Consider the following 19,489-nt stretch of genomic DNA (forward strand, 5'->3'; position numbering starts at 1 on the left):
CGCAGCTTTCACGCCGCCTGCGGAGGGGAACGATCCGCCGTTGCCTCCTCCGGCTGCCTTGGTGCGGTCTCGGCGGCGTTGATGCGGCCGGCGCCCCAGGTCAGCGCACTGATCACCATCAGCGTGAAGATCAGCACCACGATTCCGCCGGCGGTGAACAACCAGGCCGGCACGTTCGGGTCGCGTTCGCGCTGCAAGATGCTGACCTCGAGCACGAACGGCCGGTTGCTGGACGCCATGGCGGGAATCTCCGGCGCGGGAATGGCGTCGTCAGCCGGCGCCCAGATCGGCACCGCGGTCATCGTCCTGCCGTCCTGCACGCGCAGCAACGTCTTCCACGAGCCCCATACCGGAACGGGCTCGGTGGAAACGTAGTGTCCCGGCCCGACTCGTTTGAGCCAGTCGATGTACAGCCCCCGGTGATGCTGCATCCGCCCCTGCCAGGACAGGATCGTCACCCAGTCCGGGTGGTCTCTGACCAGATTGGGCGGATTGATTTGCACGTCGGCCGACACCATCCGCTGCCCGGGCGGGCTCGGCACGTCGGTCAGCTTGATCGTGGCGGTGTCCTGTTTCGGCACATGTATATGTAGTCCGTTCGCCACGGCGCAGCCGGTCACCAGCACGGTCGCCGCCACAATCGCGATGCCGATCGGCCTGCCGGGCAGCCGCTGGGCGGTGAGCACCATCCCGAACATGGCCGCGCACAACCCGGCCAGCACCGCCACCGGCACCGCCATCGCCAGACCTTCGCCCCACATGCTGACCGGCCAGGGGTAGTGGTACACCGCTGAAATCCACAGCGACTCGAGCCACAACCCGACGGTGGACACACCCAGGCCGGCGACGGCGCCGAACAACAGCGGGCGCCGCAACAACGGTGTGAGGGCCAGCAGCTCGACGACTATCGCCGGACCCAGATACAGCGGGAACCAGTTGATGGGCGCGCTCAACACCGGCCCGACGATGAACGCGACGGCGCCGCGCAGCGCAATCGCAAAGAGGGCCGCGACGATCGCCGCTCCCCGCCCCAACGTCATGCGGGCGACGACGGTCCCGATCGTCGCCGCCGCCGCGATCAGCATGGGCTGGAAGACGAGCCGGAACTGCGGGACGCCGAAGTCGAACTCGATCTGGTAAACCGACATCCCGATCAGCAGCCCGCCGCATGACAGGTAGCGCAGGAATCTGATGAATCGACGCTCAGCTCGTGCAAACGTTCCCTCTTCGGGCGTGTCGGGCATGACCCGTCCGCCTTCGTATTCCAGCATCAACGCCGCGAACAGCGAGAATCCGGCGCCGCCGATCATCATCAGATGCGTTGGGCCCCAAAGGGTGACGTCTTGGCCGAAGATGCGATGCCAGATGTCGTCGAGCGGGAATCCGATCAGTGCGTACAGCCCGCAGCCGGCCATCAGCACACCGCCGACGGGCGCGTACCAGTCGCTGGTGATGCGCACCGCCGCCGGGCCTGGCTTGTCGAACGGCATCACGACTGCTATTGCGCCGGCCAGGAAGATCCCGAACAGGCCGATCACGATGAAGTAGTGGGCGGGGTTGGCCAGTGGACCCGGATCGCGGCCGTTGCCGATGTGCCAGCTGACGTCCCAGATGAAGCCGAACAGCGCGCAGATGATCGAGGTGGTGAACACCAGGACCGGAAGCGCCACCCAAGACGGGCGGTCGAATTTTTCGCCCAGCCGGTCCCCGATCCGACCCAGCCAGGTGATGCGGTGGGTGCGATGCGCGTAGCCGACCCACAGCATCGCCGCCGCTATCACCGCCGCGGCGATCGAGAGACCGATCACCTGGTTGAGTCCCGCGCCGCGGGCAGGAGCCTCGGCAAGAACCGCTAATCCCATAGTCATCCCCTCCCAACCACACCGGTGCCGCCCCGGGATCGCTGAGCGCAAACTTACTTCAGGGTAGGTTGCCGATCTACGGGGAAATCAAACTTTGATCGCCTTGTCGATCTGTCAATCCCGCTTGTCATCGGTCTGGGGCTGCTCGCCGGCGCTGCGCCTGTCCCGCAGCGCGACGTACAACACCACACCGGCGACGATCACCGCCGGTAAGAACGCCGGCAGTGCCAGCAATAAGTAGTGATGCGCCAGGTACTCGACGTGCGGATTGCCCATTGGTCTCCACGCTGCCACGTTTTGTGCAGCCGCGCACCGCTGCCCTAACCTGAACGGCGTGACTCAGGCGGCGACTCAGCCAACCCCCGGCACCGACAGCACCGACATCCTTGCCGTGGCGCGGCAACAGGTGCTCGACCGCGGGCAGGGACTGGACCAGGAGCAGGTGCTGGCCGTGCTGCGACTACCCGAAGACCGGCTCGAAGAACTCTTGGCGCTGGCGCACGAGGTGCGGATGGCCTGGTGCGGGCCCGAGGTCGAGGTCGAGGGCATCATCAGCCTGAAAACCGGTGGCTGCCCGGAGGATTGCCACTTCTGCTCGCAATCAGGGCTGTTCGCTTCGCCCGTGCGCAGTGCCTGGCTGGACGTTCCCAGCCTTGTCGAGGCAGCCAAGCAGACCGCGAAGACCGGCGCCACCGAGTTTTGCATCGTCGCCGCGGTGCGTGGACCCGACGAACGGTTGCTGGCTCAGGTGGCGGCCGGCATCGAGGCGATCCGCGACGAGGTCGACATCCAGATCGCCTGCTCGTTGGGGATGCTGACCGCCGAGCAGGTGGAGCGGCTGGCGGCGATGGGTGTGCACCGCTACAACCACAACCTGGAGACCGCCCGCTCGTTCTTTCCCAACGTCGTCACCACCCACACCTGGGAAGAGCGGTGGCAGACGCTGTCGATGGTGCGCGAGGCCGGCATGGAGGTGTGCTGCGGCGGCATTCTCGGCATGGGCGAGACGCTCGAGCAGCGCGCCGAATTCGCCGCCAATCTGGCCGAGCTGGATCCCGACGAAGTGCCGCTGAACTTCCTCAACCCGCGGCCCGGCACCCCGTTCGGCGACCTTGAGGTGCTGCCTGCCAGCGAAGCGCTGAAAGCGGTGGCCGCGTTTCGGCTGGCGCTGCCGCGCACGATGCTGCGCTTCGCCGGTGGCCGTGAGATCACGCTGGGCGACCTGGGCGCCAAACGAGGCATTCTGGGCGGCATCAACGCCGTGATCGTCGGCAACTACCTGACCACGCTGGGTCGCCCCGCCGAGGCCGACCTTGAGCTGCTGGACGATCTGCAGATGCCGCTCAAGGCGCTCAACGCCAGTCTGTAGAACTGGAAGCCCGATGGTGCGCGATCTGCCTGTACCGGTCGGTGCGGGCGTCTACAACGTCTATACCGGTGAGCGCGGGGGCTCCACCGCGCCGACGGCTGCGCAGCTCGGGCTGGAGCCGCCCCGGTTTTGCGCCGAGTGCGGCCGACGGATGGTGGTGCAGGTCCGGCCGGACGGCTGGTGGGCGCGGTGTTCTCGGCACGGGCTGGTGGATTCGGCCGACTTGGAGGCACAGCGGTGACCGGGCTCGCTGGGCATGAACCGGCCGCGGCCCCGCGCACGTCGCGTCGGCGGGCGGTCGTCACCGTCGTGGCGGGGTTGTTGGTGACCGGTGTGCTGATCGGCGGGCTGTGGGCGTGGATTGCGCCCCCCATTCACGGTGTGGTGGCCCTGACCCGCGACGGTGATCGGGTGCGCGACTACCTGGGCGACGAATCCGAGCACTTCTTCGTCGCGGCGTTTCTGATGCTCGGGCTGTTGCATGTGGTGGCCGCGGTGACGGCCGTGCTGGCATGGCAGTGGCGCCCTCACCGCGGGCCGGCAATGGTCGTCGGGCTCTGCACCGGTATGGTGCTCGCCGCCGCGGCCGCCGTCGGCCTCGGCGCGCTGCTGGTGCACTTGCGTTACGGCTCAGTGGATTTCGACACCGTGCCGGTGAGCCCGCACAACCGGGTGTACTACTTCACCGAGGCGCCGCCGGTGTTCTTCGGCCGCACCCCCTGGGTGATGGCCTGCACGCTGCTGCTGCCGGCGATGGCCGCCGCACTGGTTTACGCCGTGCCGGCCGCCGCGACCGCGCGCGACGACCTGGGCGGCTATCCGGCCGTCGACTCGCCTGAGACTGATGCCGTCACAGCGGGCGGCGATGCACCGTCCGTCCGGTGATCACCTTGGCCGCGATCACGGCCAGCCGCGCCATACCGACATAGGTCGCCGGGTTGAACATGGTCGGCCACGTGGTTCGGACCAGATGGTCGGTGAGCGGACGGCGCGCGAAGCGGTCCTGCAGCCAGCGCAGCGTCATCGGCGCCGACAGCGGATGCAACATGATGTGCTCGCAGAACGCGTCGCGATGATAGGTGACGTCAGCGCCGCCGCCCGAGTACGCGTCGGCCAGCGCGTCGATGTCGTGCACATCGATCAAGTAGTCGTGGACGGCCTGCACGATCAACACCGGCGGCGTCGGCACGGTGGTGCCGAGCTTGATGTTGTCGAAGACGTACTGGACCTCGGGCATCGCCAGGATCTCCTCGAGCGGGCGGTCGAGGAAGTCGCCCATGTCCTTGCGGGCCATCCGCAGCACGGCGGCGGCCGTCGTCATCTCCTCCAGCTCGCAGAGCAGCGCGCGACCCTCGTCGTTGGTGTGCTCCTTGATCACCCGGTCCAGGTCGGGGTAGAGGCGGGCCAGGGCGGCGACCACCAGCGCGGGCAACCCGGAGAACAGGCTGCTGTTCAGACGGCGGAAGGTGTGGCCGAGGTCGCCGACGGGTGAGCCCAAAACGGCGCCGACGATGTCGAGCTCGGGCGCGTAGTCGGCGCAGACCTCGGCGGCCCACGCGCTGGCCAGCCCGCCGCCGGAGTATCCCCACAGCGCTATGGGCGAAGTCGGGGAGAGCCCCAGGCGCTCCGAGCTGAGCGCCGCGCGCACTCCGTCGAGGATGCAGTAACCCGGCTCGTACGGCGCGCCCCACATGCCGTGCTGGCCCTCGTGGTCGGGCACTGAGACCGCCCAGCCCTCGGCGAGGGCGGCGTTGATCAGGAGAAACTCCAGCTGCGCCAGCGCGCCCACGGCTTTCGCGTGCCGTCGCAAGGCGTAGGAGGGGAAGCACCGGGACGCCACGGCGTCGATCGCGCACTGATACGACAGCACCGGGCGGGTCTCGCCCTGGACGTGGTCCGGCGGAACGATCACCGTGGTCACCGTCGCCTCGGGCTTGCCGTTCATGTCGGTCGTGCGGTACAGCAGCTGGGTCGCGGTGATGCGCTGCGGAATCAGCCCCAGGTAGGCCAGCTCGACGTCACGGGAGCGCAGTACGGTCCCCGGCACGGCATGCTCGAAGCCGGGTGGCGGCTGGTAAAACGGGTCCTTCTCGGGTAGGACCGGACGTGCCTTGGGCTGCAGCTCCTCATGTGGCGGGCGGGCAATCCACTCGGCGCCGGTCGAGGTGGTTGCGAGGCTGGCAATGTCCATCGGGGCATTGTTACTTAAGAAGGGGTTAAGAATCCAGTCGACTCGCTAAGAATTCACGCCGAGCCCGGCGGCCGCAGCGCGGCGAATTCGTCGGTGACCCGCAGCTGCGAATCGGTGAAGCGGTACAGCGCGGCGGGACGCCCGCCGCTGCGCCCGGACTGCGCGACGGTGCCGGTCTGGGTGATGACGCGGCGACGCGCCAGCACCCGCTGCAGGTTTGTCGCGTCGACCTGATAACCGAGCGCGGCGCTGTAGATGTCGCGAAGTGTAGACACCGCGAATTCCCTTGGTGCCAGCGCGAATCCGATGTTGGTGTAGGACATCTTGGCGACCAGCCGAGCCCGGGCGTGTGACACCATCGGGCCGTGGTCAAACGCCATCGTCGGTAGTGCCGTCACCGGATGCCAGCGCGTGTCCGCCGGCAGCTCCGGGGTGGCGGGGGAGGGCACCAAACCCAGGAAGGTCGACGCGATCGTCCGGGTGCCGGGCACTCGCGCTGGATCGGAGAACACCGCGAGCTGCTCCAAGTGAGCGACTTCACGCAGGTCCACCTTTTCGGCGAGCTGGCGTCGCACCGAGGTGGTGATGTCCTCGTCCTGGCGCAGCCGCCCGCCCGGCAGCGACCACGCGCCGCGCTGCGGGTCGCGCGCCCGCTCCCACAACAGCACGTTGAGCTGCGTCTTCCCGTTCTGAAGTCCGCGAACCTGGAACACGACGGCGAGCACCTCGTGAGCAGTGCTACCATGAACCACGTTTTCGATTGTAAGTCGAAAACCCCAGCGGCGCGAAAGGAACGGCTATGACCGAACTCCTGAATCGCACGGATGCGCTGGCCGACGACTTGACCACACGTATCACCGACACACCCACGGGTTACGCCGGCGTGGACGCCGACGAGCAGTGGGCGGCGGAGGTCCGGCGGCTGGCCGAGCTGCGCAATGCCACGATCCTCGCGCACAACTATCAGCTGCCCGCGATCCAGGACGTCGCCGACCACGTCGGCGACTCACTGGCGCTGTCGCGCGTCGCCGCCGAGGCGCCCGAGGAAACCATCGTTTTCTGCGGTGTGCACTTCATGGCCGAGACCGCGAAAATCCTCAGCCCCGGCAAGACCGTGCTGATCCCCGACCAGCGCGCCGGCTGCTCGCTGGCGGATTCGATCACCCCGGAGGAGCTGCAGGCCTGGAAGGACGAGCACCCCGGCGCTGTCGTCGTCTCCTACGTCAACACCACCGCCGCCGTCAAGGCGCTCACCGACATCTGCTGCACCTCGTCGAACGCCGTCGACGTCGTCGCATCGATCGACCCCGAGCGTGAGGTGCTGTTCTGTCCCGACCAGTTCCTCGGCGCGCATGTGCGCCGGGTCACCGGACGCCAGAACCTGCACGTGTGGGCCGGTGAATGTCATGTGCACGCGGGGATCAACGGTGACGAGCTGACCGAGCAGGCACGTCAACACCCCGACGCCGAACTGTTCGTGCACCCCGAATGTGGTTGCGCCACTTCAGCTTTGTACCTGGCGGGGGAGGGGGCCTTTCCCGAAGAGCGGGTGAAGATCCTGTCCACCGGCGGCATGCTCGACGCCGCGCGCACCACCCACGCCCGCCAGGTCCTGGTCGCGACCGAGGTCGGGATGCTGTACCAGCTGCGCAATGCGGCGCCGGACACCGACTTTCGCGCGGTCAACGATCGCGCGTCGTGCAAGTACATGAAGATGATCACGCCCGCGGCGCTGTTGCGCTGCCTGGTCGAGGGTGTCGACGAGGTCGACGTGGATGCGGAAACGGCTGCGGCGGCGCGTCGTAGCGTGCAGCGCATGATCGCGATCGGCCAGCCGGGCGGCGGCGAATGAGCATCCAACCGGTCTGGCAGCAGCGGGCCGATGTGGTGGTCATCGGCACCGGGGTTGCGGGCCTGGCCGCCGCACTGGCCGCCCATCGCGCCGGCCGCAGCGTCGTCGTCCTGTCCAAAGCCGACCGGCGGCCCGGTATGACGGCCACGCACTACGCCCAGGGCGGGATCGCGGTGGTGCTGCCGGAAACTGACGACTCCGTCGAGGCGCACGTCGCCGACACGCTGACCGCGGGCGCGGGGCTATGCGACGCCGACGCGGTGACGTCGATAGTCGCCGACGGCTACCGCGCGGTGGTCGAATTGGTCAGCGACGGAGCACAATTCGACCAGACCGCGGGCCGGTGGGCGCTGACCCGCGAAGGCGGGCACTCACGACGGCGCATCGTGCATGCCGGCGGCGACGCCACCGGCGCCGAGGTACAGCGCGTACTCGACCATGCCGCGGCCGCGCTGGACATCCGCACCGACCACGTCGCGCTGCGGGTGCTGCACGACGAGGTCGCGGTAACCGGTGTGCTGGCCGCCAATCCCGACGGCATCGGCGTCGTCCACGCGCCGTCGGTGATCTTGGCCACCGGCGGGCTGGGGCATCTCTATAGCGCGACAACCAACCCGGACGGCTCGACCGGCGACGGGGTCGCGCTGGCGCTGTGGGCCGGTGTCGCGGTGAGCGACATCGAGTTCATCCAGTTCCACCCGACCATGCTCTTCGACGGCCACACCGGCGGCCGACGGCCGCTGGTCACCGAAGCCATCCGCGGAGAAGGTGCGGTTTTGCTTGACCGCCAAGGCAATTCGATTACCGCAGGCGTGCATCCGATGGGTGACCTGGCGCCGCGCGACGTCGTCGCCGCCGCCATAGACGCCCGGCTACGCGCCACCGGCGACCCGTGTGTCTACCTCGACGCCCGCAACATCGTTGACTTCGAGAACCGGTTTCCGACCGTCACCGCCGCATGCCGGGCCGCCGGCATCGATCCGGTCCGCCAACCGATTGCGGTCGTCCCGGGCGCGCACTACAGCTGCGGGGGCGTCGTCACCGATGTATACGGACAAACGGAGCTGCCCGGGCTGTTCGCCGCGGGCGAGGTCGCGCGAACCGGGATGCACGGCGCCAACCGGCTGGCGTCCAACAGCCTGCTTGAGGGTCTGGTGGTCGGAGGGCGGGCCGGGCGCGCGGCGGCCGCGCACGCGGCGGTGGCTGGGCGCCCGCTCGCGGCGTTGCCGCCACCGGCGTGCCATCCCGCGCTGGCCCGCGCCGACCTGCAACTGGCGATGAGCCGCGATGCGTCGGTGGTCCGTGACGCCGTTGGTCTGGACCGGTTGGCAGGTGGGTTGTCGGCGGCGCCGGTTCGCAACGTGGTGCGCCGTGCCGACCTCGAAGACGCGGCGCTGACGCTGACCGCCCGCGCGGTGGCTGCCGCGGCGGTCGCCCGCGAGGAGAGCCGGGGCTGTCATCACCGCGCCGAATACCCCGATGCGGACCCGGCCCAGGCGCGCAGCATCGTCGTTCGGCTGGACGAAGACGACACCGTGCACGCCGAGGTGCCGGCGGCGGTGTGCTGATGTCCCTCTCGGAATGCGAGCTCGCCGAGGCTCGCGCCACGATTAACCGCGCGCTCGACGAGGATCTTCGCTACGGGCCGGATGTCACCACATTGGCGACGGTGCCGGATGGAGCGATGACCACCGCGGCGCTGGTGACCAGGGAGCCCGGGGTGATCGCGGGCGTGGACGTCGCGTTGCTGGTGCTCGAGGAAGTGCTCGGCCCCGATGGCTACCGGATAGTCGACCGCGTCGACGACGGCGCGCGGCTGCAGCCGGGCGCGCCGCTGTTGACGGTGGAGGCGCTGATGCTCGGCCTGTTGACCGCCGAGCGGACCATGCTGAACCTGCTGTGTCATCTCTCCGGGATCGCGACCGCGACCGCAGCGTGGGTCGACGCCGTGCACGGCAGCAAGGCTCAGATCCGCGACACCCGCAAGACGCTGCCAGGACTGCGCGCCCTGCAGAAATACGCGGTGCGCGTCGGCGGTGGCGTCAACCACCGGCTCGGCTTGGGCGATGCGGCGCTGATCAAGGACAACCACGTGGCCGCGGCAGGATCGGTGGTCGCGGCGCTGCGCGCGGTGCGGGCCGCCGCGCCGGAGCTGGCCTGCGAAGTGGAAGTCGACTCGCTCGAGCAGCTCGACGAGGTGTTGGAAGAGAAACCCGAACTCGTGCTGCTGGACAACTTTCCGGTCTGGCAGACGCAGATCGCCGTGCAACGACGCGATGCCCGGGCGCCGGAAACCAAGCTGGAGTCATCAGGCGGACTGTCGCTGGACACCGCCGCCGACTACGCCGGCACGGGAGTGAACTATCTCGCCGTCGGTGCGCTCACCCATTCAGTGCGGGCGCTCGACATCGGTCTGGATATCTAGCCGCGCAATAGCGAGCGCGCCGCGGGTTTCGCGGCGTTGAGCGCGGCGCCATCGCCGGCGATGCGCGAGAGGATCAGCGCTCCCTCGATCAACGAGATCACCGCCAATGCAACGGTTTGCGCTTCCTCGGCCTGCCATCCTTCGGAGCGCAGCCGATCCTCGATCGCCGCGCACCAGCCCTTAAATGCCCGCGCCGACGCCTCACGCACCGCCGGGCTGGCGTTGACCGATTCGGTGGCGATCGGCTCGACCGGGCAGCCGTCGCGGGGGTCCCCGGCCAGCCCGGCGATGAGCAGGTCGATCCACCGATCGACGATGTCGGCCACCGACCGCTTGCCGGCCAGGAACTGGCGCAGCAGTTGCTCGATACCGGCCCCGGCGGTGTCGACGACCGCGGCGGCCAGCTGCTGCTTGCCGTTCGGAAAGTGGTGATACAGCGAGCCCGGCTTGACCCCGGCCTCGTCGAGGATCTGGCTGAGGCCGGTCGCCGCATAGCCCTGGCGGCGGAACAGGGTGCCCGCGGCCTCGATCAACGCCACCCTGCTGCGATCTGGTCTCGGCATGCTATTGACAATACTTGAGTAATCACTCAAGAATGCTGAGATGAAGCAGTTGACGTTGGAAGAGGCCGGGCGATACGCATGGCGCGAGGTCCCCGACCCGCAAATCACGTCGCCGGAACAGGCGCTGGTTCGGCCGCTGATGGTGGCGTGTTGTGATCTCGATGTCGCGGTCGTCCAGGGTGGCCTGCCGATGCCGCCCGGACATGCGGTCGGCCATGAGGGCCTGGCCGAGGTCGTTGCCGTCGGCGACAATGTCACCGGCGTCCGGGTCGGTGACCGGGTGATCGTGCCATTTCAGATCAACTGCGGAACCTGCCGGGAATGCCGCCGGGGTGTGACGGGGTCGTGCGGGTCGCTGCCACTGATGGCGATGTACGGAATGGCCCCGATCGCCGGCCTCGACGGTGGTGGTTTCATGTCGGATTTGGTGCTCGTGCCCTATGCGGAGGCGATGCTGCTCGCGATCCCCGACGCCGTGGACCCCGTCGCCATCGCCTCACTGTCGGACAACATTCCCGACGCCTGGCGTACGGTCGGGCCGTTCAAGGCCGAACTGGACAGTCTCGATCGCGCCGATCAGCGCGTCCTCGTCGTCGGGCGGCTGTCAATCGGGCTGTATGCGACGGCGTTCGCGTCCGCGCTCGGTTTTCACGTCGACTATGTCGACACCGACCCCAACCGGCTTGCCGCCGCCGAAAAACTCGGTGCCGTGGTGCATGACCGCCAAAAGCCGGACAAGTCCTGGGACCCCTATCCGGTCACCGTGCACACGTCCCGCGATCCGGCGGTACTGGCGGCCACGCTCCGCGCGACCTGGCCCGACGGTGTGTGCACCGACACCGGGATCTATCCGCAATACAACGTCGAGATGCCGTTGCTGCCGATGTACACCCGCGGGGTGCGGTTCGTCACCGGCCGGGTCAGCGCGCGAGCCGTCATCCCACAAATCCTGGAGTTACTGGGCAACGGATACGACCTCTCGCCTGTCGTCGACCGGGTCGTCGCCTGGGAGGACGCTCCATCGGCCTGGCCGACGATGGTCGGCAAGACCGTCTTCACGCGGGCTTAGCAAGGTTCGTCGGTCGAGATTGCATAGAGGGTTGTGATCCCTGGAAATTCACGACCCTGCGCGCAATCTCAACGCAGGCTCGGTCGCCGAATCCCCTAGGCGATATCGGCGACGAACACGCCGGCCCGGCCCGCCTGCAGGCGAGCCATCCGGGGCAATCCGGCGCTGTCGCCCCCGGCGGGCACGATCCGCGGGTTGGTGATGTGGACGTGCTTGCGGATGAAGTGCACATCGGCCTCGCCCGCGGCCAGCACGTTTTTCACCCAGTCGGTTTTCCCGTGGCCCAGCACGATGGCCAGCACGTTGCCCTTGCGGTAGGCGGTCACGATGGTCTCGTACTCTTTGCCGGACTTGCGGCCCCGGTGCTTGATGACCGAGAAGCCGGGGAGGTAACGCGCGAATGGCCGCACCGCCGGGTTGAAGTACTTGACTTGGAAGCGCTCGAGCCAGGGCGGGAAAATCATCGGGACGCCCGGGGCGCTGTTGGGACGATCCGTTACTGACATGGCGGTCACTGTACCGCTCCTATATGCAGTTGCTCTGCTCTGGGACAATGGTCGACGTGAACGTGATGGCACGCATCGACCTGCGGGGCGCGGACCTTTCTGCTGCCCGGTTACGGTCGACGCTGCCCCGTGCCGGCACCGACGTCGACGCCGTGCTGTCGGCGGTGCGCCCGATCGTCGAGGCGGTCGCCGAGCGCGGCGCGCAGGCCGCGCTGGAGTTCGGTGAGTCGTTCGATCGCGTGCGGCCGACGGCGGTACGCGTGCCGGCAGCCCAACTCGACGCCGCACTGGCCGGCCTCGACGGCAATGTCCGGGCAGCACTGGAGGTGGCGATCGAGCGCACCCGCGCGGTGCACGCCGATCAACGCCGCAACGACGTGACCACCACGCTGGCATCCGGCGCGACGGTCACCGAGCGCTGGGTTCCGGTCGAGCGAGTCGGCCTCTACGTGCCCGGCGGCAACGCGGTGTACCCGTCGAGCGTGGTGATGAACGTGGTGCCTGCGCAGATTGCCGGGGTCGGCTCGCTGGTGGTGGCCAGCCCGCCGCAGGCTGCCCATAACGGCCTGCCGCACCCGACGATCCTGGCCGCCGCCCGGCTGCTAGACGTCGAGGAGGTGTGGGCCGTCGGCGGGGCGCAGGCGGTCGCGCTGCTGGCCTACGGCGGCACCGACACCGACGGCACCGAACTCGCACCGGTGGACATGATCACCGGGCCTGGCAACGTCTACGTCACCGCGGCCAAGCGGCTCTGCCGCTCGCGCGTCGGCATCGACGCCGAAGCCGGGCCCACCGAGATCGCCATCCTGGCCGATCACACCGCCGACCCGGCGCATGTGGCCGCCGATTTGATCAGCCAGGCCGAGCACGACGAGATGGCCGCCAGCGTTCTGGTGACACCGAGCGCCGACCTGGCCGATGCCACCGACGCCGAGTTGGCCGCCCAGCTGACCACCACCGTGCATCGAGAAAGGGTGACGGCGGCTTTGTCCGGGCGACAGTCGGCGATCATCCTGGTTGACGACCTCGATGCCGGTATCCGCGCGGTCAACGCTTATGCCGCAGAACATCTCGAGATCCAGACCGCCGACGCCGATCAGGTCGCGGCCCGGATCCACGCGGCGGGTGCCATCTTCGTCGGTCCGTATTCACCGGTCAGCCTCGGTGATTATTGCGCCGGCTCCAACCACGTGTTGCCGACGGCGGGCTGCGCCCGGCACTCCAGCGGGCTGTCCGTGCAGACTTTCCTGCGCGGCATCCACGTCGTCGACTACACCGAGGCGGCGCTGAAAGACGTTTCGGGCCACGTCGTCACGCTGGCCGAGGCCGAGGACCTGCCCGCGCACGGCGAGGCGATACGGCGGAGGTTCGAGCGATGACCCGACGCCCGGCGCTCGACGAGCTGCCGCTGCGCGATGACCTGCGCGGCAAATCACCTTATGGCGCGCCGCAGTTGGCGGTCCCGGTCCGGTTGAACACCAACGAGAACCCTCATCCGCCGACCAAGGCGCTGGTCGACGACGTTGTCGCATCGGTGCGCGCGGCGGCGGTGGATTTGCACCGCTATCCCGACCGCGACGCGGTGGCCCTGCGCGCCGACTTGGCCGCCTACCTCAGCTTGCAGACCGGTGTCCAGCTCGGCGTGGAAAACCTTTGGGCCGCAAACGGCTCCAACGAGATCCAGCAGCAACTGCTGCAGGCGTTCGGCGGGCCGGGACGCAGCGCGATCGGTTTCGTCCCGTCGTATTCGATGCACCCGATCATCTCCGACGGCACGCACACGGAGTGGATCCAGACTGTCCGTGCCGCGGACTTCAGCCTGGACGTCGACGCCGCGGTAGCCGCGATCACCGACCGCCAACCGGATGTGGTGTTCGTCGCCAGCCCCAACAATCCTTCCGGACAAAGTGTTTCGTTGCCCGATCTGCGCCGCCTGTTAGACGTCACCCCGGGGATCTTGATCGTGGACGAGGCATACGGCGAGTTCTCTTCGCAGCCCAGCGCGATACAGCTGGTGCAGGATTACCCGACCAAGCTGATCGTGACTCGGACGATGAGCAAGGCGTTCGCTTTCGCGGGTGGCAGGCTCGGCTACCTGATCGCCACGCCGGCGGTGATCGAGGCGATGCTGTTGGTTCGGCTGCCCTATCACCTGTCGTCGATCACACAGGCCGCCGCCCGAGCCGCGCTGCGGCACGCCGATGACACGCTGGGCAGCGTCGCGATGCTGATTGCCGAACGCGAGCGGGTGACGGCGGCGTTGAGCGGCATGGGATTCCGGGTCATCCCCAGCGACGCGAACTTCCTGCTGTTCGGCCGGTTCGCCGACGCGCCCGCCACCTGGCGGCGCTACCTGGATGCCGGCATTCTGATCCGAGACGTCGGCATTCCCGGATACCTGCGCGCCACAACAGGATTGACCGAGGAGAACGACGTGTTCCTCGAAGTCAGCTCCCGTATCGCCGCCACCGAATTGGCCCAGCCCCTAGGAGCCACATGAGCCAGCAGCGCCGCGCACGTGTCGAGCGCAACACCAAAGAAACCGACATCGTCGTCGAGCTGGACCTCGACGGCACCGGCCAGGTCGATGCCGACACAGGTGTCCCGTTCTACGACCACATGTTGACCGCGCTGGGCACCCACGCCAGCTTCGACTTGACCGTGCGCACCAAAGGGGATGTCGAGATCGAGGCGCATCACACCATCGAGGACACCGCGATTGCGCTCGGTCAGGCGCTGAAGGATGCCCTCGGTGACAAAAAAGGTATCCGCCGGTTCGGCGACGCCTTCGTCCCGATGGACGAGGCGCTGGCGCACGCCGCCGTCGACGTGTCCGGCCGGGCCTACTGCGTACACACCGGCGAGCCGGATCACCTGCGGCACTTCACCATTGCCGGTAACACGGTGCCGTACCACACCGTCGTCAACCGGCACGTGTTCGAGACGATCGCGAACAACGCGCGCATCGCCTTGCATGTTCGGGTGCTCTACGGCCGCGACCCGCATCACATCACCGAGGCCGAGTACAAGGCCGTGGCCCGCGCACTGCGTCAGGCTGTCGAGCTCGATTCTCGGGTATCCGGGGTGCCGTCCACCAAAGGCGCTCTGTGAAGTCGGTTGTCGTTCTCGACTACGGCTCGGGAAACCTGCGCTCGGCGCAGCGTGCCTTGCAGCGAGTCGGCGCATCAGTGGACGTGACGGCCGACCTGGGCGCGGCCGCGGCCGCTGACGGGCTGGTCGTGCCTGGCGTCGGCGCATTCGAGGCGTGCATGACCGGGCTGCGCGCGATCGGCGGGGAGCGGGTGATCGCCGAGCGGGTGGCCGCCGGACATCCGGTGCTGGGCGTATGCGTCGGCATGCAGATCCTGTTCGCCCGCGGTGTTGAGTTCGGGGTGGAGACCAAAGGTTGTGGGCAGTGGCCCGGCGCCGTCACCCGGATCGACGCCCCGGTGATCCCGCACATGGGCTGGAACGTGGTGACGGCTGCGCCGGGCAGCGCGTTGTTCAAGGGTCTGGACGCCGACGCCCGCTTCTACTTCGTGCACTCCTACGCCGCTCAGCGGTGGGAAGGTGGATCCGATGCGCTGCTGACATGGGCCACCCATCAGGTGCCGTTCTTGGCCGCCGTCGAGGATGGGGCGCTGGCCGCCACCCAGTTCCACCCGGAGAAGAGCGGGGATGCCGGGGCAGCCGTGCTGAGCAATTGGGTTGAGGGGCTATGAGATGGCGCTGATTTTGTTGCCCGCTGTCGATGTGGTCGAGGGCCAGGCCGTGCGCTTGGTGCAGGGCCGCGCCGGAAGCGAAACCGAATACGGCTCGGCGATCGACGCCGCGCTGGGCTGGCAACGCGACGGCGCCGAATGGGTGCACCTCGTCGACATCGACGCGGCGTTCGGACGTGGGTCCAACCGGGAACTGCTCGCCGAGGTGGTGGGCAAGCTCGACGTGCACGTCGAACTCTCCGGCGGTATCCGCGACGACGACTCGTTGCAGGCCGCACTGACGACCGGGTGTGCGCGGGTCAACCTCGGGACGGCTGCGCTGGAGAACCCGGCCTGGTGTGCCCGGGTGATCGCCGAGCACGGCGAACGGGTCGCCGTCGGCCTGGACGTCCAAATCGTCGACGGCGATCACCGGCTGCGCGGCCGCGGCTGGGAAACCGACGGCGGGGATCTGTGGGAAGTACTGGAACGCCTTGAGCGGGAAGGCTGTTCGCGGTTCGTCGTCACCGATGTGACCAAGGACGGCACCTTGACCGGCCCGAACCTCGGTCTGCTTCGCGCGGTCGCCGAGCGCACCGACGCCCCCGTGATCGCCTCCGGGGGTGTGTCCAGCCTCGACGACTTGCGCGCCATCGCGACGCTGACCGGCAGCGGCGTCGAGGGCGCGATCGTCGGAAAGGCGCTCTACGCCGGCCGATTCACCCTCCCGCAGGCGCTGGCGGCGGTAGCGGAGTAACGACGATGGATCTTGAAGCATTGGTTGCCGAAGCCTCGGCGATTCTCGATGCCGCCACCAAGCCATTTCTCGAGGGGCACCGCGCCGATTCGGCGGTCAGCAAAAAGGGCGACGACTTCGCCACCAAGGTCGACCTGGCCATCGAGCGACAGGTCGTTGACGCGCTGCCCAAGGCAACCGGAATCGAGGTGCACGGCGAGGAATTCGGTGGCGCGGATGTCGACTCGCCTTGGGTATGGGTGCTCGATCCGGTGGACGGAACGTTCAACTACGCGGCCGGATCCCCGTTAGCCGGAATTCTGCTGGGGCTGCTGCACGACGGCGATCCGGTTGCGGGACTGACCTGGCTGCCGTTCACCGGCCAGCGCTACACCGCGGTGGCGGGCGGTCCGCTGATCAAAAACGGTGTGCCGCAACCGCCGCTGGAGCCTGCCGAGCTGGCCGACTCGATGATCGGCGTCGGCACGTTCAACATCGACTCACGGGGACGGTTCCCCGGCCGCTATCGGCTGGCCGTGCTGGAGAACCTCAGCCGGGTGTCGTCGCGGCTGCGCATGCATGGCGCCACCGGCATCGACCTCGCCTACGTCGCAGACGGAATACTCGGTGCGGCAATAAGTTTCGGCGACCACGTGTGGGACCATGCCGCCGGGGTGGCGCTGGTGCGCGCCGCTGGTGGTGTCGTCACCAACTTGGCCGGCGACAAGTGGACCCCAGATTCGCGGTCCGTGTTGGCAGCAGCGCCCGGTGTGCACGCCGAGGTTCTCGAGATCCTGCGCAGGTTAGGCGAACCCGATGAGTATTGATGCTTACTGCGGCAGCAGCCTCGCAGTGCGTGTGATTCCCTGCCTGGACGTCGACGACGGTCGGGTGGTCAAAGGCGTCAACTTCGAAAACCTGCGCGACGCGGGCGATCCGGTGGAACTCGCCGCCGCCTACGACGCCGAGGGCGCCGACGAGCTGACTTTCCTCGACGTCACCGCGTCGTCGTCGGGCCGAGCGACCATGCTCGAGGTGGTGCGTCGCACCGCCGAGCAGGTGTTCATCCCGCTCACCGTGGGTGGCGGGGTGCGCACGGTCGCCGACGTCGACGTCTTATTACGCGCCGGCGCCGACAAGGTGTCGATCAACACAGCGGCCATCGCGCGGCCCGAGCTGCTGGCCGAGATGGCGGCACAGTTCGGATCCCAGTGCATCGTGTTGTCCGTCGATGCCCGCACGGTGCCCGCGGGTTCAGCGCCTACACCGTCGGGCTGGGAGGTCACCACGCACGGCGGGCGCCGCGGCACCGGCATCGATGCCGTCGAGTGGGCGGCTCGCGGCGCCGAGCTCGGGGTGGGGGAGATCCTGCTCAATTCGATGGACGCCGACGGCACCCAGGCCGGATTCGACTTGGCGATGCTGCGGGCGGTTCGTGCGGCGGTGACGGTGCCGGTGATCGCCAGCGGTGGGGCGGGTGCGGCCGAGCATTTCGCGCCGGCGGTGGCGGCCGGTGCCGATGCGGTATTGGCCGCCAGCGTCTTTCACTTCCGGCAGTTGACCATCGGGCAGGTCAAGGCCGCGATGGCCGCGGAAGGGATCACCGTGCGATGACGCTCGACCCCGACATCGCAGCCCGGTTGAAACGCAACGCCGACGGGCTGTTCACCGCGGTCGTCCAGGAACGCGGCAGCGGCGACGTGCTGATGGTCGCCTGGATGGACGACGACGCGCTGGCCCGCACGCTGGAAACCCGTGAGGCGACGTACTTTTCGCGCTCCCGCGGTGAACAGTGGATCAAGGGCGCCACCTCGGGCCACACCCAGCACGTGCACTCCGTGCGCCTGGACTGCGACGGTGACGCGGTGCTTCTGCAGGTCGACCAGGTGGGCGGCGCTTGCCACACCGGCGATCACAGCTGCTTCGATGCCGACGTGCTGCTGGAACCGGAGGCCTGACCAGCGGAAACGCTGTCTGACGAAACTTGTCGGCCGCTGCTGCTAGTGTTCGAAAGTATGTTCGATTGTGGGCTGCCGGACCTGGATTCCCTGCCGGGTGTCGATGACTCGACGGTGGTCACGGCGATCACCGGCTGGGATCGGGTGGAGGCGGCCGCGGCCGCGCGCCGGCTGGCGGCCGTTGCGGAGCTGGTGGCCCGCCGGGTGGAGGGCGGATCCCCGGAGCGTGGGCGGTGGTCGTGTGACAACTGGGATGCGATGGCCGCCGAGGTGGCCGCCGCGTTGGGGATCAGCCACGGCAAGGCGTCGGGTCAGATGTATGTGGCGGTGGCGCTGCGCGAGCGGCTGCCCCAGGTCGCCGCAGTGTTCGCCGACGGGATGATCAGCGCCCGGCTGGCCGCGGCGATCGTATGGCACACCGATCTGATCGAGGACGCCGAGGCTTTGCGGTTGGTGGATAAGACCCTGGCGCAGGAGGCGTGGCGGTTCGGGCCGTTGTCGGCGGCCAAGACCGCTGCGGCCGTTGAGGCGGTGGTCGACCAGTATGACCCGGGGGCGCTGCGACGCACCCGGCGCCGAGCGCGCAGCCGCGAGGTGGTGATCGATTGCGCGGATCAGGAGTCGGGCACCGCGCCGATGTGGGGGCGGTTGTATGCCAGCGATGCCGCGGTGTTGGATCGGCGGCTGATGCAGATGGCCCACGAGGTGTGTGAGGACGATCCGCGCACCATCGCCCAGCGCCGCGCCGACGCGTTGGGGGCGTTGGCCGCCGGTGGCCAGCGACTGGCCTGCGGGTGCGGGAACCCGCATTGCCCGGCCGGCGCCGAGGGCACCGAGCGCTCGGGGGTGGTGGTCAACGTGATCGCCGAGGCCTCGGCGCTGGACGCCGAGCCCGATCCGCACCTATCCGGTGAACCCGCACCGCGCGCACCCGAGCCACCGGTGGCGTTGACGCGCCAACCGCTGCCCGCGCTGATCAGCACCGGCGGTGTGGTGCCCGCGCCGCTGCTGGCCGAGCTGATCCGCGGGGGTGCGACGATCCGGCCGGTGGATCATCCCGGCGCGTGCGCGCCGGCTGAGCCGGGTTATCGGCCTTCGGCGGGGTTGGAGCGCTTTGTGCGCCGTCGGGATTTGACGTGTCGATTCCCCAATTGCGATCGACCGGCCGAGTATTGCGATCTCGACAGAGAGGATCAGATGTCGCTCGCGGTGGCGGTCTGACTCTGACTTCGATTGACGCCGACGGTTGTCCTTGTG

The 19,489-nt window shown here is 68.4% G+C and carries 22 protein-coding genes; 16 read left to right on the forward strand and 6 right to left on the reverse strand.

The genetic code is table 11. The annotated features are described in order from the left end of the window. Positions 1 to 8: 8 nt before the first annotated feature. Both AWC06_RS22730 and AWC06_RS23370 read right to left on the reverse strand, forming a co-directional pair. Positions 9 to 1,868: a hypothetical protein gene (locus AWC06_RS22730; protein WP_085200267.1), complete on the reverse strand. Its 1,860-nt coding sequence runs from the start codon at positions 1,866 to 1,868 to the stop codon at positions 9 to 11. A gap of 108 nt (positions 1,869 to 1,976) precedes the next feature. Continuing rightward, complete coding sequence (locus tag AWC06_RS23370; protein ID WP_169715403.1) at positions 1,977 to 2,138, reverse strand: hypothetical protein; 162 nt, start codon at positions 2,136 to 2,138, stop codon at positions 1,977 to 1,979. 58 nt (positions 2,139 to 2,196) lie between these two features. Here AWC06_RS23370 and bioB point away from each other — a divergent pair, with 58 nt between their 5' ends. From bioB to AWC06_RS22745, 3 genes are read left to right on the forward strand one after another with little or no spacing between them, the layout of a single operon-like run. Next, on the forward strand, positions 2,197 to 3,231 hold the full coding sequence (gene bioB, locus AWC06_RS22735; protein ID WP_085200268.1) for a biotin synthase BioB: 1,035 nt from the start codon (positions 2,197 to 2,199) through the stop codon (positions 3,229 to 3,231). Positions 3,232 to 3,244: 13 nt separating this feature from the next. Further along, positions 3,245 to 3,472, forward strand: a complete 228-nt coding sequence (gene bsaP, locus AWC06_RS22740; protein ID WP_085200269.1) for a biotin synthase auxiliary protein BsaP — start codon at positions 3,245 to 3,247, stop codon at positions 3,470 to 3,472. Next, positions 3,469 to 4,116: a DUF2567 domain-containing protein gene (locus AWC06_RS22745; RefSeq protein ID WP_211282016.1), complete on the forward strand. Its 648-nt coding sequence runs from the start codon at positions 3,469 to 3,471 to the stop codon at positions 4,114 to 4,116. Before bsaP ends, AWC06_RS22745 begins: the two co-directional genes overlap by 4 nt. On the opposite strand, the gene AWC06_RS22750 is transcribed toward AWC06_RS22745, so the two are convergent. Together AWC06_RS22750 and AWC06_RS22755 are read right to left on the reverse strand one after the other, a co-directional pair. Beyond that, a complete protein-coding gene (locus tag AWC06_RS22750) occupies positions 4,082 to 5,422 on the reverse strand; it encodes a lipase family protein (RefSeq protein WP_085200271.1) in 1,341 nt (446 codons plus the stop codon). The genes AWC06_RS22745 and AWC06_RS22750 overlap by 35 nt on opposite strands. 53 nt (positions 5,423 to 5,475) lie before the next feature. Further along, on the reverse strand, positions 5,476 to 6,174 hold the full coding sequence (locus AWC06_RS22755; RefSeq protein ID WP_085200272.1) for an NUDIX hydrolase: 699 nt from the start codon (positions 6,172 to 6,174) through the stop codon (positions 5,476 to 5,478). Between the two features lie 47 nt (positions 6,175 to 6,221). Here AWC06_RS22755 and nadA point away from each other — a divergent pair, with 47 nt between their 5' ends. Genes nadA through nadC form a run of 3 tightly spaced genes read left to right on the forward strand, consistent with a single transcriptional unit; the run spans position 6,222 to position 9,699 of the window. Next, positions 6,222 to 7,274: a quinolinate synthase NadA gene (gene nadA / locus AWC06_RS22760; RefSeq protein WP_085200273.1), complete on the forward strand. Its 1,053-nt coding sequence runs from the start codon at positions 6,222 to 6,224 to the stop codon at positions 7,272 to 7,274. Continuing rightward, a complete protein-coding gene (locus AWC06_RS22765; RefSeq protein WP_085200274.1) occupies positions 7,271 to 8,842 on the forward strand; it encodes an L-aspartate oxidase in 1,572 nt (523 codons plus the stop codon). Before nadA ends, AWC06_RS22765 begins: the two co-directional genes overlap by 4 nt. Then, positions 8,842 to 9,699 (forward strand): carboxylating nicotinate-nucleotide diphosphorylase, encoded by an 858-nt coding sequence (gene nadC, locus AWC06_RS22770; protein WP_085200301.1) that lies wholly within the window; start codon positions 8,842 to 8,844, stop codon positions 9,697 to 9,699. The genes AWC06_RS22765 and nadC overlap by 1 nt, the downstream gene beginning before the upstream one ends. Here nadC and AWC06_RS22775 read toward each other — a convergent pair. Continuing rightward, positions 9,696 to 10,262 (reverse strand): TetR/AcrR family transcriptional regulator, encoded by a 567-nt coding sequence (locus AWC06_RS22775; protein ID WP_085200275.1) that lies wholly within the window; start codon positions 10,260 to 10,262, stop codon positions 9,696 to 9,698. The two genes, nadC and AWC06_RS22775, sit on opposite strands and share 4 nt — an antisense overlap. 40 nt (positions 10,263 to 10,302) lie before the next feature. On the opposite strand from AWC06_RS22775, the gene AWC06_RS22780 reads away from it, so the two are divergent. Beyond that, complete coding sequence (locus AWC06_RS22780) at positions 10,303 to 11,331, forward strand: zinc-dependent alcohol dehydrogenase (protein ID WP_085200276.1); 1,029 nt, start codon at positions 10,303 to 10,305, stop codon at positions 11,329 to 11,331. 95 nt (positions 11,332 to 11,426) lie between these two features. Here the strand turns inward: AWC06_RS22780 and AWC06_RS22785 are convergent, their stop codons facing one another. Further along, positions 11,427 to 11,837 (reverse strand): nitroreductase family deazaflavin-dependent oxidoreductase, encoded by a 411-nt coding sequence (locus AWC06_RS22785; protein WP_085200302.1) that lies wholly within the window; start codon positions 11,835 to 11,837, stop codon positions 11,427 to 11,429. Positions 11,838 to 11,899: 62 nt separating this feature from the next. Here AWC06_RS22785 and hisD point away from each other — a divergent pair, with 62 nt between their 5' ends. From hisD to AWC06_RS22830, 9 genes are read left to right on the forward strand one after another with little or no spacing between them, the layout of a single operon-like run. Next, positions 11,900 to 13,216, forward strand: a complete 1,317-nt coding sequence (gene hisD / locus AWC06_RS22790) for a histidinol dehydrogenase (protein WP_139820211.1) — start codon at positions 11,900 to 11,902, stop codon at positions 13,214 to 13,216. Then, positions 13,213 to 14,337: a histidinol-phosphate transaminase gene (locus tag AWC06_RS22795; RefSeq protein WP_085200278.1), complete on the forward strand. Its 1,125-nt coding sequence runs from the start codon at positions 13,213 to 13,215 to the stop codon at positions 14,335 to 14,337. The genes hisD and AWC06_RS22795 overlap by 4 nt, the downstream gene beginning before the upstream one ends. Then, complete coding sequence (gene hisB, locus AWC06_RS22800; RefSeq protein WP_085200279.1) at positions 14,334 to 14,948, forward strand: imidazoleglycerol-phosphate dehydratase HisB; 615 nt, start codon at positions 14,334 to 14,336, stop codon at positions 14,946 to 14,948. The genes AWC06_RS22795 and hisB overlap by 4 nt, the downstream gene beginning before the upstream one ends. Next, complete coding sequence (hisH, locus tag AWC06_RS22805; protein WP_372458132.1) at positions 14,915 to 15,559, forward strand: imidazole glycerol phosphate synthase subunit HisH; 645 nt, start codon at positions 14,915 to 14,917, stop codon at positions 15,557 to 15,559. Before hisB ends, hisH begins: the two co-directional genes overlap by 34 nt. A 1-nt stretch (position 15,560) precedes the next feature. Then, complete coding sequence (priA, locus tag AWC06_RS22810; protein ID WP_085200281.1) at positions 15,561 to 16,295, forward strand: bifunctional 1-(5-phosphoribosyl)-5-((5-phosphoribosylamino)methylideneamino)imidazole-4-carboxamide isomerase/phosphoribosylanthranilate isomerase PriA; 735 nt, start codon at positions 15,561 to 15,563, stop codon at positions 16,293 to 16,295. A 5-nt stretch (positions 16,296 to 16,300) separates the two neighbouring features. Beyond that, entirely contained in the window at positions 16,301 to 17,101 is an 801-nt protein-coding gene (locus AWC06_RS22815) for an inositol monophosphatase family protein (protein ID WP_085200282.1), read from the forward strand. Beyond that, positions 17,091 to 17,888, forward strand: coding sequence for an imidazole glycerol phosphate synthase subunit HisF (hisF, locus tag AWC06_RS22820; RefSeq protein WP_085200283.1), 798 nt, complete (start codon positions 17,091 to 17,093; stop codon positions 17,886 to 17,888). The genes AWC06_RS22815 and hisF overlap by 11 nt, the downstream gene beginning before the upstream one ends. Beyond that, positions 17,885 to 18,232, forward strand: coding sequence for a phosphoribosyl-AMP cyclohydrolase (gene hisI, locus AWC06_RS22825; RefSeq protein WP_085200284.1), 348 nt, complete (start codon positions 17,885 to 17,887; stop codon positions 18,230 to 18,232). Before hisF ends, hisI begins: the two co-directional genes overlap by 4 nt. 57 nt (positions 18,233 to 18,289) lie before the next feature. Beyond that, a complete protein-coding gene (locus AWC06_RS22830; RefSeq protein ID WP_085200285.1) occupies positions 18,290 to 19,453 on the forward strand; it encodes a DUF222 domain-containing protein in 1,164 nt (387 codons plus the stop codon). Positions 19,454 to 19,489: the final 36 nt, after the last annotated feature.

The sequence above is a fragment of the Mycobacterium fragae genome (genome assembly GCF_002102185.1).
GTDB lineage: Bacteria > Actinomycetota > Actinomycetes > Mycobacteriales > Mycobacteriaceae > Mycobacterium > Mycobacterium fragae.

Excerpts from the sequence above, each read along its gene's own strand:
- AWC06_RS22730 (WP_085200267.1), bottom strand. The coding sequence starts at position 1,868 with ATGACTATGGGATTAGCGGTTCTTGCCGAGGCTCCTGCCCGCGGCGCG.
- AWC06_RS22750 (WP_085200271.1), bottom strand. The coding sequence starts at position 5,422 with ATGGACATTGCCAGCCTCGCAACCACCTCGACCGGCGCCGAGTGGATT.
- nadC (WP_085200301.1), top strand. The coding sequence starts at position 8,842 with ATGTCCCTCTCGGAATGCGAGCTCGCCGAGGCTCGCGCCACGATTAAC.
- AWC06_RS22775 (WP_085200275.1), bottom strand. The coding sequence starts at position 10,262 with ATGCCGAGACCAGATCGCAGCAGGGTGGCGTTGATCGAGGCCGCGGGC.
- hisB (WP_085200279.1), top strand. The coding sequence starts at position 14,334 with ATGAGCCAGCAGCGCCGCGCACGTGTCGAGCGCAACACCAAAGAAACC.
- AWC06_RS22785 (WP_085200302.1), bottom strand. The coding sequence starts at position 11,837 with ATGTCAGTAACGGATCGTCCCAACAGCGCCCCGGGCGTCCCGATGATT.
- bsaP (WP_085200269.1), top strand. The coding sequence starts at position 3,245 with ATGGTGCGCGATCTGCCTGTACCGGTCGGTGCGGGCGTCTACAACGTC.
- hisI (WP_085200284.1), top strand. The coding sequence starts at position 17,885 with ATGACGCTCGACCCCGACATCGCAGCCCGGTTGAAACGCAACGCCGAC.
- AWC06_RS22815 (WP_085200282.1), top strand. The coding sequence starts at position 16,301 with ATGGATCTTGAAGCATTGGTTGCCGAAGCCTCGGCGATTCTCGATGCC.
- AWC06_RS23370 (WP_169715403.1), bottom strand. The coding sequence starts at position 2,138 with ATGGGCAATCCGCACGTCGAGTACCTGGCGCATCACTACTTATTGCTG.
- priA (WP_085200281.1), top strand. The coding sequence starts at position 15,561 with ATGGCGCTGATTTTGTTGCCCGCTGTCGATGTGGTCGAGGGCCAGGCC.
- hisF (WP_085200283.1), top strand. The coding sequence starts at position 17,091 with ATGAGTATTGATGCTTACTGCGGCAGCAGCCTCGCAGTGCGTGTGATT.
- AWC06_RS22780 (WP_085200276.1), top strand. The coding sequence starts at position 10,303 with ATGAAGCAGTTGACGTTGGAAGAGGCCGGGCGATACGCATGGCGCGAG.
- nadA (WP_085200273.1), top strand. The coding sequence starts at position 6,222 with ATGACCGAACTCCTGAATCGCACGGATGCGCTGGCCGACGACTTGACC.
- AWC06_RS22830 (WP_085200285.1), top strand. The coding sequence starts at position 18,290 with ATGTTCGATTGTGGGCTGCCGGACCTGGATTCCCTGCCGGGTGTCGAT.
- AWC06_RS22795 (WP_085200278.1), top strand. The coding sequence starts at position 13,213 with ATGACCCGACGCCCGGCGCTCGACGAGCTGCCGCTGCGCGATGACCTG.
- AWC06_RS22765 (WP_085200274.1), top strand. The coding sequence starts at position 7,271 with ATGAGCATCCAACCGGTCTGGCAGCAGCGGGCCGATGTGGTGGTCATC.